Below are 15947 nucleotides of genomic sequence, written 5' to 3'. Positions count from 1 at the left end.
CGGTCAGCGCAGATTCCGCATCCACTCAAGCCCCTTGTGGGAGCCAGCCTGCTGGCGATGGCAGCCACCTTGTCTTGCGGTCACCGTAGATCCTGCATTCACCCAGGCCCCTTGTGGGAGCCAGCCTGCTGGCGATTGCGGCCACCGCGAGACAAGGCAGGAGTGGCGGTGATCAGGCTTTGGCGGCAGCCAGGATCAGCGCCTTCATTTCGGACACCGCCGACTTGAAACCGACGAACAGCGCATGGGCCACCAGCGCATGGCCGATGTTCAGCTCGTTGATGCCCTTGATCGCCGCCACCGCCTCGACGTTGTGGTAGTGCAGGCCGTGGCCGGCGTTGACGATCAGCCCTTGGGCCAGCCCGAACGCCACGCCGTCGGCCACGCGTTTCAGCTCTTCGGCCACATCCGCCGGGGTTTCGGCATCGGCATAGCGCCCGGTGTGCAGTTCGATGGCCGGTGCGCCCACGCGCTTGGAGGCGGCGATCTGCCGCTCGTCGGCGTCGATGAACAGCGACACTTCGCTGCCGATCTTCGACAGGCGCTCCACCGCCGCCTTGATCCGCGCCTCCTGCCCGGCCACATCGAGGCCGCCTTCGGTGGTGAGTTCCTGGCGGGTTTCCGGCACCAGACAGATGTGCGCCGGACGGATGCGCTCGGCGAACGCCATCATTTCTTCGGTGACGCCCATTTCGAAGTTCATGCGGGTCTGCAGCACGTCCTTGAGCAGCAGCACGTCGCGCTCCTGGATGTGCCGGCGGTCTTCGCGCAGGTGCACGGTGATCCCGTCGGCGCCCGCCTCTTCCGCGTCCAGCGCCGCCTTGACCGGATCCGGGTAACGCGTGCCGCGGGCCTGGCGCAGGGTGGCGACGTGGTCGATGTTCACGCCAAGAAGAATGCGATTGCTGGTGGTCACGGATGCGCTCCTGAAATGAGGGATTCGGCGCACAGCATACGGACAGATCAGGACTTGCGAAACAACTCGCGGCTGACCAGGGGGCGGCCGCCCAGGTGAACGGCCAGGGCCTGACGCATCAGGCGCTTGGCGGCCGACAGCGCGCCGGGCGCCGACCAGTCCGCTTCGGCCATGGCCAGCAGTTCGGTGCCGTTGAACAGCCCCGGCTGCAGCAGGTAAACCCGTTCCAGGCCGGCGTCCACCTGCAGGCGGTAGAGCCCGTCCGGGGCGATGGCCTCGCCGTGGAGGTCGGCGTTCAGCGCGAAGCCGTAGCCCAGGTCATCGAGCAGGCGCCATTCGAAGGAACGCAGCAGCGGCTCCAGCGGCCGGCCTTCGGCCAGGGCGAGCAACGTGGCGGCGTAGTGATCGAACACCGAGGGGTGCGGGTCTTCGGCGGGCAGCAGACGGATGAGCAGTTCGTTGAGGTAGAGGCCGCTGAACAGCGCCTCGCCGTTGAGCCAGACAGCGGTGCCGGCGCTTTCCATGCGTCCGACGTTCTTCAGCTCACCGCGCCCGCGGAACTCGACTTCCAGCGGCACGAACGGCCGCGCCAGCGTGCCGGCCTTGCCCCGCGCCCCGCGCAGCACCGCCCGCAGCCGGCCTTGCGGCGTGAGGAAGTCCACCAGCGCGCTGGTTTCGCGGTAGGCGCGCGAATGCAGGACGTAGGCGGGTTGGGCGGGAGGCGGAGTGTGCGACATGGGGACCTTATGCGAAAACGCGGTTGTTCACACGGCCAAAATCACTGTGGGAGCGAACTTGCCCGCAAATGCAGCGTATCAGTCGACCGACGTCTTGACTGATCCATCGCATTCGCGGGCAAGCCCGCTCCCACAGAAGGGGTTCCGGCGTAGCGCAAGCCCAGGGCTTACAGGTCGCCGTAGCCCAGCGAACGCAGGGCGCGCTCGTCGTCGGACCAGCCGCCCTTCACCTTGACCCACAGGTTGAGCATGACCTTGGAGTCGAACAGCAGCTCCATGTCCTTGCGCGCCTCGGTGCCGATGCGTTTGATTCGCTCGCCCTTGTCGCCGATGATGATTTTCTTCTGGCCGTCGCGCTCGACCAGGATCAGGCCGTGGATGTGCAGGGTCTTGCCCTGCTGCTTGAACTCTTCGATCTCCACGGTGATCTGGTACGGCAGCTCGGCGCCCAGCTGACGCATGATCTTCTCGCGGATCAGCTCGGCGGCGAGGAAACGGCTGCTGCGGTCGGTGATCTGGTCTTCCGGGAAGAAGTGATCGTTTTCCGGCAGGTGGTCGGCGATGACCTTTTCCAGCGCGTCGAGGTTGTGCCCGTGCTGCGCCGAGATCGGGATGATCTGCGCATTCGGCAGCTGTTCCTGCAGCCAGGACAGGTGCGGCATCAGTTCGGCCTTGTCCTCGATGCGGTCGGTCTTGTTCAGCGCGACGATCAGGGGGCCGGTCACGAACTGCACACGCTCCAGCACCATCTGGTCCTCTTCGGTCCACTTGGTGCGGTCGACCACGAAGATCACCACGTCGACGTCTTTCAACGCCGCCGAAGCGGTCTTGTTCATGTAGCGGTTCAGGGCCTTTTCGCCGCCCTTGTGCATGCCGGGGGTGTCGACGTAGATCGCCTGCACGTCACCCTCGGTCTTGATCCCGAGCATGTTGTGGCGGGTGGTCTGCGGCTTGCGCGAGGTGATCGCCAGCTTCTGGCCCAGGATGTGGTTGAGCAGCGTGGACTTGCCCACGTTGGGGCGGCCGACGATGGCGACATAGCCACAGCGTGTTGCGGTTGATTCAGTCATTGCCATTCTCCACGCCCAGGGCGATCAGTGCGGCGGCGGCGGCCACCTGTTCGGCGATCCGGCGGCTCACGCCTTGCCCGCGGCTCTTTTCGTTCAACAGGACAACTTCGCACTCGACGAAGAAGGTTCGGCAGTGCGGCTCGCCCTGGATGTCCACCACCTCGTAGCGCGGCAGTTCGCAGCTGCGCGACTGCAGGAATTCCTGCAGACGGGTCTTGGGATCCTTGTTGGTGTCCACCAGCGTCAGGCCTTCGAACTCGCCGGCCAGCCAGGCCAGTACGCGCTCGCGGGCCGTTTCCATGCCGGCGTCGAGGTAGATCGCGCCGATCAGGGCTTCGAGGGCATCGGCCAGGATCGATTCGCGGCGGAACCCGCCGCTCTTCAGCTCGCCGGAGCCCAGGCGCAGGTAGTCGCCCAGGTCGAAGCCGCGGGCCAGCACGGCCAAGGTCTCGCCCTTCACCAGCCGGGCGCGCAGACGCGACAGCTGGCCTTCACGGGCCAGCGGGAAGCGTTCGAACAGCGCCTCGCCCGCGACGAAGTTGAGGATCGCATCGCCGAGGAACTCCAGACGCTCGTTGTTGCGTCCGGCAAAGCTGCGGTGCGTGAGGGCCAGGACCATCAGTTCCTGGTCCTTGAAGGTGTATCCGAGCTTGCGCTCCAGACGGCTCAAAGAAACGCTCACGGTTTACCCACGCTGAGTTCGTGGCTGGACTCCACCGCCATCGCCGGATTGCGGCGCAGGCCTGGAACAATTAACGCTGTGTTCAAATATAACGTCCTGACTATCGTTGGCTTCATGCCCCGGGCCGATTGTGCCGGCGCCAGAAATGCATTCGGCGCTGTGGTCAACAGCGCCGTGTGTGATTACTTGATCAGGCCGACCCGCGAGAAGTTCGGCAGGTGGCTGAGTTTCGGTTCCGGCCAGCTCATCCAGACCGCGAAGGCCTTGCCGACGATATTGCGGTCGGGGACCATGCCCAGGAGATCCTTCGGAATGCTCGGATCGTCCCAGTAGCGGCTGTCGTTCGAGTTGTCGCGGTTGTCGCCCATCATGAAGTAGTGCCCGGCCGGCACGGTCCACGAACGGTCCGGCGTGGCGCGGTAACGGCTCATTTCCTTGCGGATCAGGTGCTCGGCGGCACCGAGCTTTTCCTTGTACAGCTCGGCGCTGCCCAGGGTGCCCGGCTCGGAACCGACCAGTTGCTCGGCCACCGACTCGCCGTTGACGAACAGGCGCTTGTCGGCGGTGTAGCGCACCGTATCGCCCGGCAGGCCGACCACACGCTTGATGTAGTTGACGTTCGGGTCGCTCGGGTAGCGGAACACCATCACATCGCCGCGCTGCGGATCACCGACCTCGATGACCTTCTTGTCGATCACCGGCAGGCGGATGCCGTAGGAGAACTTGTTCACCAGGATGAAGTCGCCGACGTCCAGGGTCGGCTTCATCGAACCGGACGGGATCTGGAACGGTTCCACCAGGAACGAACGCAGCACCAGCACGATGAACAGCACCGGAAAGAACGACTTGCCGTACTCGACCAGCAGCGGCTCCTTGTTCAGCTTCTCCAGCACCAGGCCGTCAGGCTGGCTGACGCTGCCCTGATAGGAAGCGATGGCAGCACGCCGACGCGGTGCCAGGATCAACAGATCGAGCAACGCCAACAGGCCGCAGACGAACACGGCGATGACCAGCAACAGCGGGAAATTTAGTGACATAGGACCTGATTATTCCAACCTGAGCACGGCGAGGAAGGCATCCTGCGGAATCTCCACGTTGCCGACCTGTTTCATGCGTTTCTTACCGGCCTTCTGCTTCTCCAGCAGCTTCTTCTTACGGCTCACGTCACCGCCGTAGCATTTGGCCAATACGTTCTTCCTGAGTGCCTTGACGGTTGTCCGGGCAACGATCTGACCGCCGATGGCGGCCTGGATGGCCACGTCGAACATCTGCCGAGGAATCAGCTCTTTCATCTTCTCGGTCAACTGGCGACCTTTGAAGTGGGAATTGTCACGGTGCACGATCAGCGCCAGGGCGTCGACCTTGTCGCCGTTGATCAGCACGTCCAGCTTCACCAGATTAGCCGATTGGTAACGATCGAAATGGTAGTCCAGCGAAGCATAGCCGCGGCTGGTGGATTTCAGGCGGTCGAAGAAGTCGAGCACCACTTCGTTCATCGGCAGGTCGTAGGTGACCTGCACCTGGTTGCCGAGGAACAGCATGTCGACCTGAACGCCGCGTTTTTCGATGCACAGGGTGATGACGTTGCCCAGGTGCTCCTGCGGCACCAGGATGTTGGCCCGCACGATCGGCTCGCGCATGTCTTCGATGGCCGAGACGTCCGGCAGCTTGGACGGGTTGTCGACGTAGATCGTTTCGCCGGTCTTGAGCACCAGCTCGAAGATCACCGTCGGCGCCGTGGTGATCAGGTCCAGGTCGTATTCGCGCTCCAGGCGCTCCTGGATGATCTCCATGTGCAGCATGCCGAGGAACCCGCAACGGAAGCCGAAGCCCAGGGCGTCGGAGCTTTCCGGGGTGTACTGCAGCGACGAGTCGTTCAGGGTCAGCTTCTGCAGCGCTTCGCGGAAATCCTCGAAGTCGTCGGAGCTGACCGGGAACAGGCCTGCGTAGACCTGCGGCTGGATGCGCTTGAAGCCCGGCAGCACTTCGACGTCCGGGGTCGAGCTGAGGGTCAGGGTGTCGCCGACCGGCGCACCGTGGATGTCCTTGATGCTGGCGATGATGAAGCCCACTTCGCCGGCCTTCAGGTCCGCGGTGGCGGTGTGTTTCGGGTTGAACACGCCGACGCTGTCGACCAGGTGCACCTTGCCGGTGGACTTCACCAGGATCTTGTCGCCCTTCTTCACGCGGCCGTGACGCACGCGCACCAGGGAGACGACGCCCAGGTAGTTGTCGAACCAGGAGTCGATGATCAGGGCCTGCAGCGGCGCGTCGATCTCGCCGGTCGGCGCAGGGATGGTGTTCACCAGGCGCTCGAGCACGTCGTCGACGCCCAGGCCGGTCTTGGCGCTGCAGGTGACGGCGTCGGTGGCGTCGATGCCGATGATCTTCTCGATCTCGTCCTTGACGCGCTCAGGCTCGGCCTGGGGCAGGTCGATCTTGTTCAGGACCGGCATGACCTCCAGGCCCTGCTCGATGGCGGTGTAGCAGTTGGCCACGGACTGGGCCTCGACGCCCTGGCCCGCATCGACCACCAGCAGCGCGCCTTCGCAGGCCGCCAGGGAGCGGCTGACTTCGTAGGTGAAGTCGACGTGGCCCGGGGTGTCGATGAAGTTCAGCTGATAGGTGACGCCGTCTTTGGCCTTGTAGTAAAGGGTGACGCTGTGGGCCTTGATGGTGATCCCGCGTTCACGCTCCAGATCCATGGAATCCAGCACCTGGGCTTCCATTTCACGGTCGGCCAGGCCGCCGCACATCTGGATGAAGCGATCGGCCAGCGTCGACTTGCCATGGTCAATGTGGGCGATGATGGAGAAATTGCGGATATGACTCAAATCACTCACGGATCAACACTCAAAAAGGCTGCAGGCTTGGCCCGCCGAAAAATAGCCGGGAATTGTACCTGATACACGGCGCAAGCGTCACGTTCGCCTGTCACCCGGATTGCATGCAAAAACGCCCCGGTCTGTCGACCGGGGCGTCCTGAAGGCTAAAGCGCGGATGAAACCTTGTTCATCAACCGGCCCGACGCAGCAGCCAGACGCCCGCCAGGGCACAGACGGCCGCCGGCACCAGTACCGCGAACAGCGGCGAGAAGCCGAACACCAGGCTCGACGGCCCCAGCAGGTCCTGGACGATGCGGAAGGTGAAGCCCACCAGCACACCGGTGAACACCCGCTGACCGAGGGTCACCGAGCGCAACGGGCCGAAAATGAACGAAATCGCCATCAGCACCAGCGCGGCGGTGACCAGCGGCTGCAATACCTTGACCCAAAAGGCCAGCCAGTACCGGCCGTTGCTCAGCCCCTGCTCGGCCAGATAGTGGATGTAGCCCCACAGGCCGGAGATCGACAGCGCTTCCGGCGCCATGACCACGGTGCTCAGCAGTTGCGGGCTCAACGACACGTCCCAGCGCTCGGTCGGCGTGCTGACCACTTCGGTGCTGCGCTCATGGAACAGCGTGGTGGTCACGTCGGTGAGTTGCCAGTGATCGCCGTCGAACTCCGCGCGCTTGGCGAAGCTGGAGCTCAGCAGATGGCGTTCCTTGTCGAAGTGGTAACGGGTCACGCCGTACAGCAGGCCGTTCGGCTGGACGGCGTTGATGTGAATGAATTCCTCACCCTGACGGTGCCACATGCCGTGCTTGGCGCTTTGCGCGTCACCGCTGCCCTGGGCCAGGGAGCGGTTGGCCTGGGCGATGCTTTCGGTGGCCGGCGCGACATACTCGCCGATCAGCACGCCCGCCAGCATCAGCACCAGCATCGGTTTCATGACCGCCCAGACGATGCGCCCGATGGACACGCCCGCCGCCCGCATCACGGTCAGCTCGCTGCTGCTGGCCAGGCTGCCGAGGCCGATCAGGCAGCCGATCAGCGCCGCCATCGGCAGCATGTCGTAGAGCCGGCGCGGCGCGGTCAGCAGCACGAAGCTGAGCACATCGACCAGGGTGTAGGTGTCGGTGACGTCGCTCATCTCATCGATGAACGCGAACAGGGTGGCCAGGCCGAGGATGATCGCCAGCACCGCGATGATCGCGATGAACACGCTGCTGCCGATGTAGCGGTCGAGCTTAACCACGGGCCACCTCCAGCGCGGCGGCGCGGCGGCTGGCCAGCTTCAGGCGCAGCGGCTCCCAGTACAGCAGGCCGAGGCCGATGGTCAGGAAGATGGCATGCACCCACCACAGGCCCAGGGCCGGCGGGATCTTGCCTTTTTCGAGGGCGCCGCGGGCGGCGATCAGGATGGTCAGGTAAGCCATATAAAGAAGGATCGCCGGCAGCAGCTTGAGGAAACGCCCTTGGCGCGGGTTGACCCGCGACAGCGGCACCGCCATCAGGGTCACGATGAACACCAGCAGCGGCAGGGACAGTCGCCATTGCAGCTCGGTCTTGGAACGGATGTCGTCGCTGGCCAGCAAGCTTGAGGTCGGCATCGCGTCACGGTCGGTGACTTCCTCGCTGACATCGGGCTTGGGCAGCAGCACGCCGTAGGTTTCGTAGTGGATGGCGCGGTAGTTGGCCTGGCCCGGACTGCCGTCGTAGCGGTAGCCGTTGTCGAGGATCAGGTAGCGGTTACCGTCGGGACGGACTTCCTGGCGGCCCTTCTCGGCCACGAGCACGGAGATCCCGCGGTCTTTCTGGTTGGCGCCGAGGTTCTTCTGGGAAATGAACACGCTGCCCAGGTTGACCCGGTCGTCGCTCAGGGTCTCGGTGTAGGTCACCCGGGTGCCGTCGCGCAGGGCCTGGAAGCGGCCCGGCTCAAGGGTGTCGAACTCGGTCAGGGCGTCCTGTTTGTTCAGCAGCAGCTGGAACTGGTTGGCGCCCTGGGGGGCCAGGCTCAGGCTCAGCCATGCCACCACCAGCGCCACCAGCGCCGCCGGAAACAGGGTCATGCGCAGCAGGCGCTGCTGGCTCATGCCGGTGGCCGACAGCACGGTCATTTCGCTTTCGAGGTACAGCCGGCCGTAGGCCAGCAGGATCCCGAGGAACAGGCCCAGCGGCAGGATCAGCTGCAGGAAGCCCGGCAGGCGGAAGCCCATGATCAGGAACAGCGATCCCGGATCGAGCTGGCCGGCGGCGGCCTGGGCAAGGTATTTGATGAAGCGCCCGCTCATGATGATGACCAGCAGCACGGCGCTTACCGCACTCAGGGTCAACAGGACTTCGCGGGACAGATAACGGAAGACGATCAAACCAGACACTCCAGGGTTGTCAGGCTAAGGCGGCCGAACAAGCAAACGTATCGGGCGGCCCGCCAGGCAGAGCCGCCGAAAAAAGATGCGGCATTATCCTGTGATTGAAGGCGCCTGTCACTGCGCGCACTCACCCAAGCGTGCAATCGGTTGAAGATTGCGCCTGCCGAGGGTTGTCAGGCGAAGGGAGCGAGGTTCAAACTGCCGCCTTCGCCGCAGGCACAGGCCTGCGCATTTTCTATCTATAGGCAGGCGGCTGCGCAGATTGCCGGACGCCTGCATATTGACCATTCATTCAGGGATCCGGACATGGAACTGGTTGTAAAAAGCGTTAGCCCAGAAACGTTGAAAACCGCCACCCTGGTGGTTGCCGTCGGCGAAGGCCGCAAACTCGGCGTCGCGGCCAAACAGGTCGACGAACTGAGCGGCGGCGCCATCAGCGCCGTCCTCAAGCGCGGCGACCTGGCCGGCAAGGTCGGCCAGAGCCTGCTGCTGCACGGCCTGCCGAACCTGAAGGCCGAGCGCGTGCTGCTGGTGGGCGTGGGCAAGGACGAAGAGCTGGGCGACCGCCCGTTCCGCAAGACCGTGTCCGGCATCCTCAACACCCTCAAGGGCCTGGGCGGCAGCGATGCCGTGCTGGCGCTGGATGAAATCATCGTCAAGAACCGCGACAGCTACGGCAAGACCCGTCTGCTGGCCGAGACCCTGATCGACGGCGGCTACACCTTCGACCAGTTCAAGAGCCAGAAGGCCGAGCCGCGCGCACTGAAGAAGATCACCCTGCTGACCATCAAGGCCGCCCAGGCCGAAGTCCAGCGCGCCGTGACCCACGCCACCGCGATCGCCAACGGCATGGCCTTCACCCGCACCCTGGGCAACCTGCCGCCGAACATCTGCCACCCGGTGTACCTGGGCGAACAGGCCAAGGGCCTGGGCAAGGAGTTCAAGGACCTGAAGGTCGAAGTCCTCGACGAGAAGAAGATCAAGGCGCTGGGCATGGGCTCGTTCTACGCCGTCGGCCAGGGCAGCGCCCAGCCGCCGCGCCTGATCGTCATGCAGTACAACGGCGGCAAGAAGTCCGAGAAGCCGTATGCGCTCGTCGGCAAGGGCATCACCTTCGACACCGGCGGCATCAGCCTGAAGCCGGGCGCCGGCATGGACGAGATGAAATTCGACATGGGCGGCGCCGCCAGCGTGTTCGGCACCCTGCGCGCCGTGCTTGAGCTGAAGCTGCCGATCAACCTGGTGTGCATCCTGGCCTGCGCCGAAAACATGCCGAGCGGCACCGCCTCGCGTCCGGGCGACATCGTCACCACCATGAGCGGCCAGACCGTGGAGATCCTCAACACCGACGCCGAAGGCCGCCTGGTGCTGTGCGACGCCCTCACCTACGCCGAGCGCTTCAAGCCGCAGGCGGTGATCGACATCGCCACCCTGACCGGCGCCTGCGTGGTCGCCCTCGGCGCCCACACCTCGGGCCTGTTGGGCAACAACGACGAACTGATCGAGCAACTGCTGAGCGCCGGCAAGGCCGCCGACGACCGCGCCTGGCAGCTGCCGCTGTTCGACGAATACCAGGAGCAGCTGGACAGCCCGTTCGCCGACATCGCCAACATCGGCGGGCCGAAGGCCGGCACCATCACCGCCGCGTGCTTCCTGTCGCGCTTCGCCAAGAACCTGAACTGGGCGCACCTGGACATCGCCGGCACCGCCTGGACCAGCGGCGGCAAGGACAAGGGCGCCACCGGCCGTCCGGTGCCCCTGCTGACCCAGTACCTGCTGGACCGCGCCAAGGCCTGAAACCGATGACGGAAGGCGGCGCCCCTGCAACGGGGCGCCGCCTTCCGTTCAGGAACCGCAATGACCAAAGTCGACTTCTACATCCTGCCCAGCGCCGATCCCTCGGCCCGCCTGGACTTCGCCTGCAAGCTCACCGAAAAGGCCTGGCGCATGGGGCACCGCATCTACCTGCACTGCAGCGATGCCGCCCAGCGTGACGACCTCGATGCGCGCCTGTGGGCGTTCAAGGGCGAAAGCTTCGTGCCCCACGGCCCCGCCGACAGCGAGCCGGACGGTACGGTCGTCCTGGGGCTGGGCGACGACTGCGGCCAGCATCAGGACTTGCTCGTCAACCTCGACCTGAAAGTCCCGGCCTTCGCCAACCGGTTCGCCCGCGTGGCGGAAGTGGTGGTGGAGGATCCGGCGATCCGTCAGGCCGCGCGGGAGAGTTTCCGCTTCTACCGCGAACAGGGCTATCCTCTGCAAGACCACCGCTTACAGCGACTCTGAGTACGCCGATGGACACTCCAAAACCGCTGCAAAGACCTGCGCACCTGCTGGATGACCTCGAGTCGATCCGTCAGTTGCTCGGCGACGACAACCTGCAGCCGCCGCTGCTGACCGAGACGGTCACCGAAGGCGGACAGGAACAGATTCCGATGCTGTTCGAGGCCGTGGGCAACGCGCCTGAAGCCATCGAGCCACCCCCCGCTCCCGCTCCGACCCTGGCTCCCGCGCCGGCGCCCGCCGCCTCCGCACCGACCGCCAAGGGCCCGGACGCCCTGCTGCACCTGGACAGCGAACTGCGCGCCGCCGCGCAGCTGATCATGCAGGACGTGATCGACGACTTCGCCCCGCACATCGAAACCGAAATCAAGCGCCGCCTCGAGGCGCGGATGGAGCGGCTGCTCAACCAGTACGAATGAACCGGCATTGCGCGGGGCTGCTGTGGCGAGGGAGCTTGCTCCCGCTCGGCTGCGCAGCAGTCGCAATGTTTTTGGGGCCGCTGCGCGCCCGAGCGGGACGGTGCGACGATTCAACAAGCGCCCTCGCCACAGCGTTCGCGTTCACATTTGGATCCCCCGCCCCGCTCGCCCTGCGCCCCGCGCCCCGCTATACTTCCCGGCTTTTCCTGAATAAATGCCAATAGGGTCCCGCCGCGCATGGATAAGACCTACCAGCCGCACGCCATTGAAACTTCCTGGTACAACACCTGGGAGTCCGAGAACTACTTCGCCCCGCAAGGCGCGGGCGACTCCTACACCATCATGATCCCGCCGCCGAACGTCACCGGCAGCCTGCACATGGGTCATGGCTTCAACAACGCGATCATGGACGCCCTGATCCGTTTCCGCCGCATGCAGGGCCGCAACACCCTGTGGCAGCCGGGCACCGACCACGCCGGCATCGCCACCCAGATGCTGGTGGAGCGCCAGCTCGAGGCCACCGGCCAGAACCGCCACGACCTGGGCCGCGAGAAATTCCTGGAGAAGGTCTGGGAATGGAAGGAACAGTCCGGCGGCAACATCAGCCGGCAGATCCGCCGCCTGGGCTCGTCCGTGGACTGGAGCCGCGAGCGCTTCACCATGGACGACGGCCTCTCGGAAGCGGTCAAGGAAGCGTTCGTGCGCCTGCACGAAGACGGCCTGATCTACCGCGGCAAGCGCCTGGTCAACTGGGACACCAAGCTGCACACGGCGATCTCCGACCTCGAAGTGGAGAACCACGACGAGAAAGGCTTCCTGTGGAACCTGAAGTACCCGCTGGCCGACGGCGCGAAGACCGCTGAAGGCAACGGCTTCCTGATCGTCGCCACCACCCGTCCGGAAACCATGCTCGGCGACTCCGCCGTGGCCGTGAACCCGAACGACGAGCGCTACAAGGCCCTGATCGGCAAGTTCGTCGAGCTGCCGCTGGTCGGCCGCCGCATCCCGATCATCGCCGACGACTACTGCGACCCAGAGTTCGGCACCGGCTGCGTGAAGATCACCCCGGCCCACGACTTCAACGACTACGAAGTCGGCAAGCGCCACAACCTGCCGCTGCTCAACATCTTCGACAAGAACGCCCACGTGCTGCCGGCAGCCCAGGCGTTCAACCTCGACGGCACCCTGAACGAAACCATCGACGGCAAGATCCCGGCCGAATACGCGGGCCTTGAGCGCTTCGAGGCGCGCAAGCAGATCGTCGCCGCGTTCGACGCCGCCGGCCTGCTGGTCAGCGTCGACGACCACAACCTGAAAGTGCCGAAGGGCGACCGCTCCGGCACCGTCATCGAGCCGTGGCTGACCGACCAGTGGTACGTCTCCACCAAGCCGCTGGCCGAGCCTGCGATCGCCGCCGTGGAAGACGGTCGCATCCAGTTCGTGCCCAAGCAGTACGAAAACATGTACTTCTCGTGGATGCGCGACATCCAGGACTGGTGCATCAGCCGTCAGCTGTGGTGGGGCCACCGGATCCCGGCCTGGTACGACGAGTCGGGCAAGGTCTACGTGGGCCGCGACGAAGCCGAGATCCGCGCCAAGCACAACCTGGGCGCCGACGTCGCGCTGCAGCAGGACAACGACGTGCTGGACACCTGGTTCAGCTCGGGCCTGTGGACGTTCTCCACCCTGGGCTGGCCGGAGAAGACCGAGTTCCTGAAGAAATTCCACTCCACCGACGTGCTGGTCACCGGCTTCGACATCATCTTCTTCTGGGTCGCCCGGATGATCATGCTGACGATGCACCTGATCAAGAACGAGGACGGCACCCCGCAGGTTCCGTTCAAGACCGTGTACGTGCACGGCCTGGTGCGTGACGGCCAAGGCCAGAAGATGTCCAAGTCCAAGGGCAACGTCCTGGATCCTCTGGACATCATCGACGGCATCGAGCTCGAAGCCCTGGTGCAGAAGCGCACCTCCGGCATGATGCAGCCCAAGCTCGCCAAGAAGATCGAGAAGCAGACCCGCGACGAGTTCGCCGACGGCATCGCCAGCTACGGCACCGACGCCCTGCGCTTCACCTTCTGCTCGCTGGCCTCCACCGGCCGCGACATCAAGTTCGACATGGGCCGCGTCGAAGGCTACCGCAACTTCTGCAACAAGATCTGGAACGCGGCGCGCTACGTCCTGGACAAGGGCGAAGACTGCGGCCAGAACGGCGAAGCCTACGAACTGTCGCTGGCCGACCGCTGGATCATCTCGCAGCTGCAGCGCACCGAAGCCGAAGTGACCCGCCAACTGGACCAGTTCCGTTTCGACCTCGCGGCGCAGGCGCTGTACGAGTTCATCTGGAACCAGTACTGCGACTGGTACCTGGAGCTGTCCAAGCCTGTGCTGTGGGACGAGAACGCGCCGGTCGAGCGCCAGCGCGGCACCCGCCGCACCCTGGTGCGCGTGCTGGAAGTGGCCCTGCGCCTGGCCCATCCGTTCATGCCGTTCATCACCGAAGAGATCTGGCAGCGCATCGCGCCGCTGGCCGGCATCCAGGGCAAGACCATCATGCTGCAGGCTTGGCCGGTGGCCAACGAAGCGCGCATCGATGCGGCGGCCGAAGACGACATCGAATGGCTCAAGGGCCTGATGCTCGGCACCCGCAACATCCGCGGCGAAATGAACATCGGCCCGGGCAAGCCGCTGCCGATCTTCCTGAAGAACGTCAGCGCCGAAGACCAGCGCCGCCTGATCGAGAACGAAGCGCTGCTCAAGAAGCTGGCGCGCCTGGAATCGATCACCGTGCTGGCCGAAGGCGAAGAGGCGCCGCTGTCCGCCACCGCCCTGGTCGGCGAGATGGAAGTGCTGGTGCCGATGGCCGGCCTGATCGACAAGGACGCTGAACTGGCGCGCCTGGACAAGGAAATCCTGCGCCTGCAAGGCGAAGTCCAGCGCGTGGGCGGCAAGCTGTCCAACGCCGGTTTCGTCGACAAGGCCCCGGCCGAAGTCATCGAGAAGGAACGCGCCAAGCTGGCCGAGGCCGAACAGGCCCTGGGCAAGCTGGCCGAGCAGCACGCGCGGATCGCCAGCCTGTAACGGCATGCCGCACTGAACGAGGGAGGCCCGCAACGGCCTCCCTTTTTCATGCCTGCGCATTTTGCGGGAGCCATTGTCGCGCCCCTACCCTGCGCCGCCCGCAATGACGCCATCGCCGGCAGGCCGGCTCCCGCATGGGTTCTGCGGCGCATCCCGAACGGCGGCAGCCAGCCTGCCGGCGATGGCGTCAGTCAAAGCAACGCAGATATGGGACAATGCCCGCCACTTTCAGCCCTGCCCGAATCGACCACGCTCATGACCGCCCCACGTACGCCCAAGCCTGCGCGCAAGAAACCCCAGCCCAACCCCGCCGCGCCCAAGGAAAAGGCCAGCCTGCACCCGCGCAACCGCCACCAGGGCCGCTACGACTTCCCGGCGCTGATCAAGAGCACGCCGGAGCTGGCGAAGTTCGTGATCATCAACCCGTACGGCAAGGAAAGCATCGATTTCGCCAGCCCCGACGCGGTGCGGGTGTTCAACCGGGCGCTGCTCAAGGCGTTCTACGGCATCGCCCATTGGGACATTCCCGCCGATTTCCTCTGCCCGCCGGTGCCGGGGCGTGCCGACTACGTGCACTTCCTCGCCGACCTGCTGGCCGAGGGCAATGACGGCACGATCCCCCGCGGCGCCTCGGTGAAGGTGCTGGACGTGGGCGTGGGCGCCAACTGCATTTATCCGCTGATCGGCCATAGCGACTATCGCTGGCACTTCACCGGCTCGGACATCAACGCCACCGCCCTCGGCGCCGCCAGGGCGATCATCCAGGCCAACGGCCTGGCCAAGGCGATCCAGGTCCGCCCGCAGGCCAACCCGAAGCACATCTTGACGGGCCTGCTGGCGGCCGACGAGCGCTTCGAACTGACGATGTGCAACCCGCCCTTCCACGCCTCGATCGAGGAAGCCACCCGCGGCAGTTCGCGCAAGTGGCGGGCGTTGGGCAAGGCGGATCCGAAGCGCAAGCTGCCGGTGCTGAACTTCGGCGGTCAGGCAGCGGAACTGTGGTGCGAGGGCGGCGAGGCGCGCTTCGTCACGCAACTGGTCAGCGAGAGCGCCCAGGTGGCGCAGCAGGTCCTGTGGTTCAGCACGCTGGTGTCGAAGGCCTCGAACCTGCCGGCGATGCAGGCGGCCCTGAACAAGGCCGGCGCCCTGCAAAGCCGGGTCGTGGAGATGGGCCAGGGCCAGAAGCAGAGCCGTTTCGTCGCCTGGACGTTCCTGACCCAGGAGCAGCACCAAGCCTGGCGCCGGGCGCGCTGGAGCCCGTCACCGGCGCAATGAGCCGTTTTGCGCAGACACAAAAAAACCGTGCCCGGATCGCTCCGGTGCACGGTTTTTTTATCGCTGCGTCTTACTTGTTCACAGCGTCGGTCAGGCCTTTGGCCACAACCAGCTTGATCACTTTCTTGGCAGGGATTTCGATGGCTGCGCCAGTCGACGGGTTACGGCCGGTACGGGCAGGACGCTCGGTCACTTTCAGCTTGCCGATGCCTGGCTAGGTGATTTCGCCGCCGTTTTCCTGCTGATCGGCAACGATTTGGCCCAGTTGGTCCAGAGCGTTACGCGCG

General features: G+C 65.0%; 13 protein-coding genes and 1 pseudogene. 5 read left to right on the top strand and 9 right to left on the bottom strand.

All coding sequences use genetic code 11. The features are described from left to right. Positions 1–172: 172 nt before the first annotated feature. The 8 genes from pdxJ to lptF all read right to left on the bottom strand — a co-directional run bounded on the left by pdxJ (position 173) and on the right by lptF (position 8596). On the bottom strand, positions 173–916 hold the full coding sequence (gene pdxJ / locus ACIP0B_RS15980) for a pyridoxine 5'-phosphate synthase (RefSeq protein ID WP_085631611.1): 744 nt from the start codon (positions 914–916) through the stop codon (positions 173–175). A 47-nt stretch (positions 917–963) separates the two neighbouring features. Further along, complete coding sequence (gene recO, locus ACIP0B_RS15975) at positions 964–1653, bottom strand: DNA repair protein RecO (protein WP_400833516.1); 690 nt, start codon at positions 1651–1653, stop codon at positions 964–966. Positions 1654–1820: 167 nt separating this feature from the next. After that, positions 1821–2723 (bottom strand): GTPase Era, encoded by a 903-nt coding sequence (gene era / locus ACIP0B_RS15970; protein WP_085578852.1) that lies wholly within the window; start codon positions 2721–2723, stop codon positions 1821–1823. Beyond that, entirely contained in the window at positions 2716–3405 is a 690-nt protein-coding gene (gene rnc, locus ACIP0B_RS15965; RefSeq protein WP_085578849.1) for a ribonuclease III, read from the bottom strand. Before rnc ends, era begins: the two co-directional genes overlap by 8 nt. Positions 3406–3587: 182 nt before the next feature. Next, positions 3588–4442 carry a signal peptidase I gene (gene lepB / locus ACIP0B_RS15960; protein ID WP_400833512.1) on the bottom strand — a complete coding sequence of 285 codons (855 nt, stop codon included), beginning with the start codon at positions 4440–4442 and terminating at the stop codon, positions 3588–3590. Positions 4443–4451: 9 nt separating this feature from the next. Continuing rightward, positions 4452–6248, bottom strand: a complete 1797-nt coding sequence (lepA, locus tag ACIP0B_RS15955; protein ID WP_085578845.1) for a translation elongation factor 4 — start codon at positions 6246–6248, stop codon at positions 4452–4454. A 172-nt stretch (positions 6249–6420) separates the two neighbouring features. Next, on the bottom strand, positions 6421–7482 hold the full coding sequence (lptG, locus tag ACIP0B_RS15950; protein WP_400833509.1) for an LPS export ABC transporter permease LptG: 1062 nt from the start codon (positions 7480–7482) through the stop codon (positions 6421–6423). Continuing rightward, entirely contained in the window at positions 7475–8596 is a 1122-nt protein-coding gene (gene lptF / locus ACIP0B_RS15945) for an LPS export ABC transporter permease LptF (protein WP_400833508.1), read from the bottom strand. The genes lptG and lptF overlap by 8 nt, the downstream gene beginning before the upstream one ends. 309 nt (positions 8597–8905) lie before the next feature. On the opposite strand from lptF, the gene ACIP0B_RS15940 reads away from it, so the two are divergent. The 5 genes from ACIP0B_RS15940 (at position 8906) to rlmF (ending at position 15660) form a co-directional block, all read left to right on the top strand. Beyond that, positions 8906–10396, top strand: coding sequence for a leucyl aminopeptidase (locus ACIP0B_RS15940; protein ID WP_400833505.1), 1491 nt, complete (start codon positions 8906–8908; stop codon positions 10394–10396). A 60-nt stretch (positions 10397–10456) separates the two neighbouring features. Next, entirely contained in the window at positions 10457–10885 is a 429-nt protein-coding gene (locus ACIP0B_RS15935; protein WP_400833503.1) for a DNA polymerase III subunit chi, read from the top strand. 8 nt (positions 10886–10893) lie between these two features. Further along, positions 10894–11301 (top strand): DNA polymerase III subunit chi, encoded by a 408-nt coding sequence (locus ACIP0B_RS15930; protein WP_400833500.1) that lies wholly within the window; start codon positions 10894–10896, stop codon positions 11299–11301. Between the two features lie 237 nt (positions 11302–11538). Next, complete coding sequence (locus ACIP0B_RS15925; protein ID WP_400833499.1) at positions 11539–14385, top strand: valine--tRNA ligase; 2847 nt, start codon at positions 11539–11541, stop codon at positions 14383–14385. A 255-nt stretch (positions 14386–14640) separates the two neighbouring features. Beyond that, positions 14641–15660: a 23S rRNA (adenine(1618)-N(6))-methyltransferase RlmF gene (gene rlmF, locus ACIP0B_RS15920; RefSeq protein ID WP_400833496.1), complete on the top strand. Its 1020-nt coding sequence runs from the start codon at positions 14641–14643 to the stop codon at positions 15658–15660. A gap of 70 nt (positions 15661–15730) precedes the next feature. On the opposite strand, the pseudogene ACIP0B_RS15915 reads toward rlmF, so the two are convergent. Beyond that, positions 15731–15947, bottom strand: a pseudogene (locus tag ACIP0B_RS15915) (HU family DNA-binding protein); the annotation flags it as partial.

Origin of the sequence: Pseudomonas sp. NPDC089534 (assembly GCF_044749305.1) — a bacterium.
In the GTDB taxonomy this organism is placed as follows: Bacteria; Pseudomonadota; Gammaproteobacteria; order Pseudomonadales; family Pseudomonadaceae; genus Aquipseudomonas; species Aquipseudomonas ekonensis.
The sequence above is the reverse complement of the archived record's forward strand: the minus strand, read 5'-3'. Positions and strand labels throughout refer to the sequence as shown.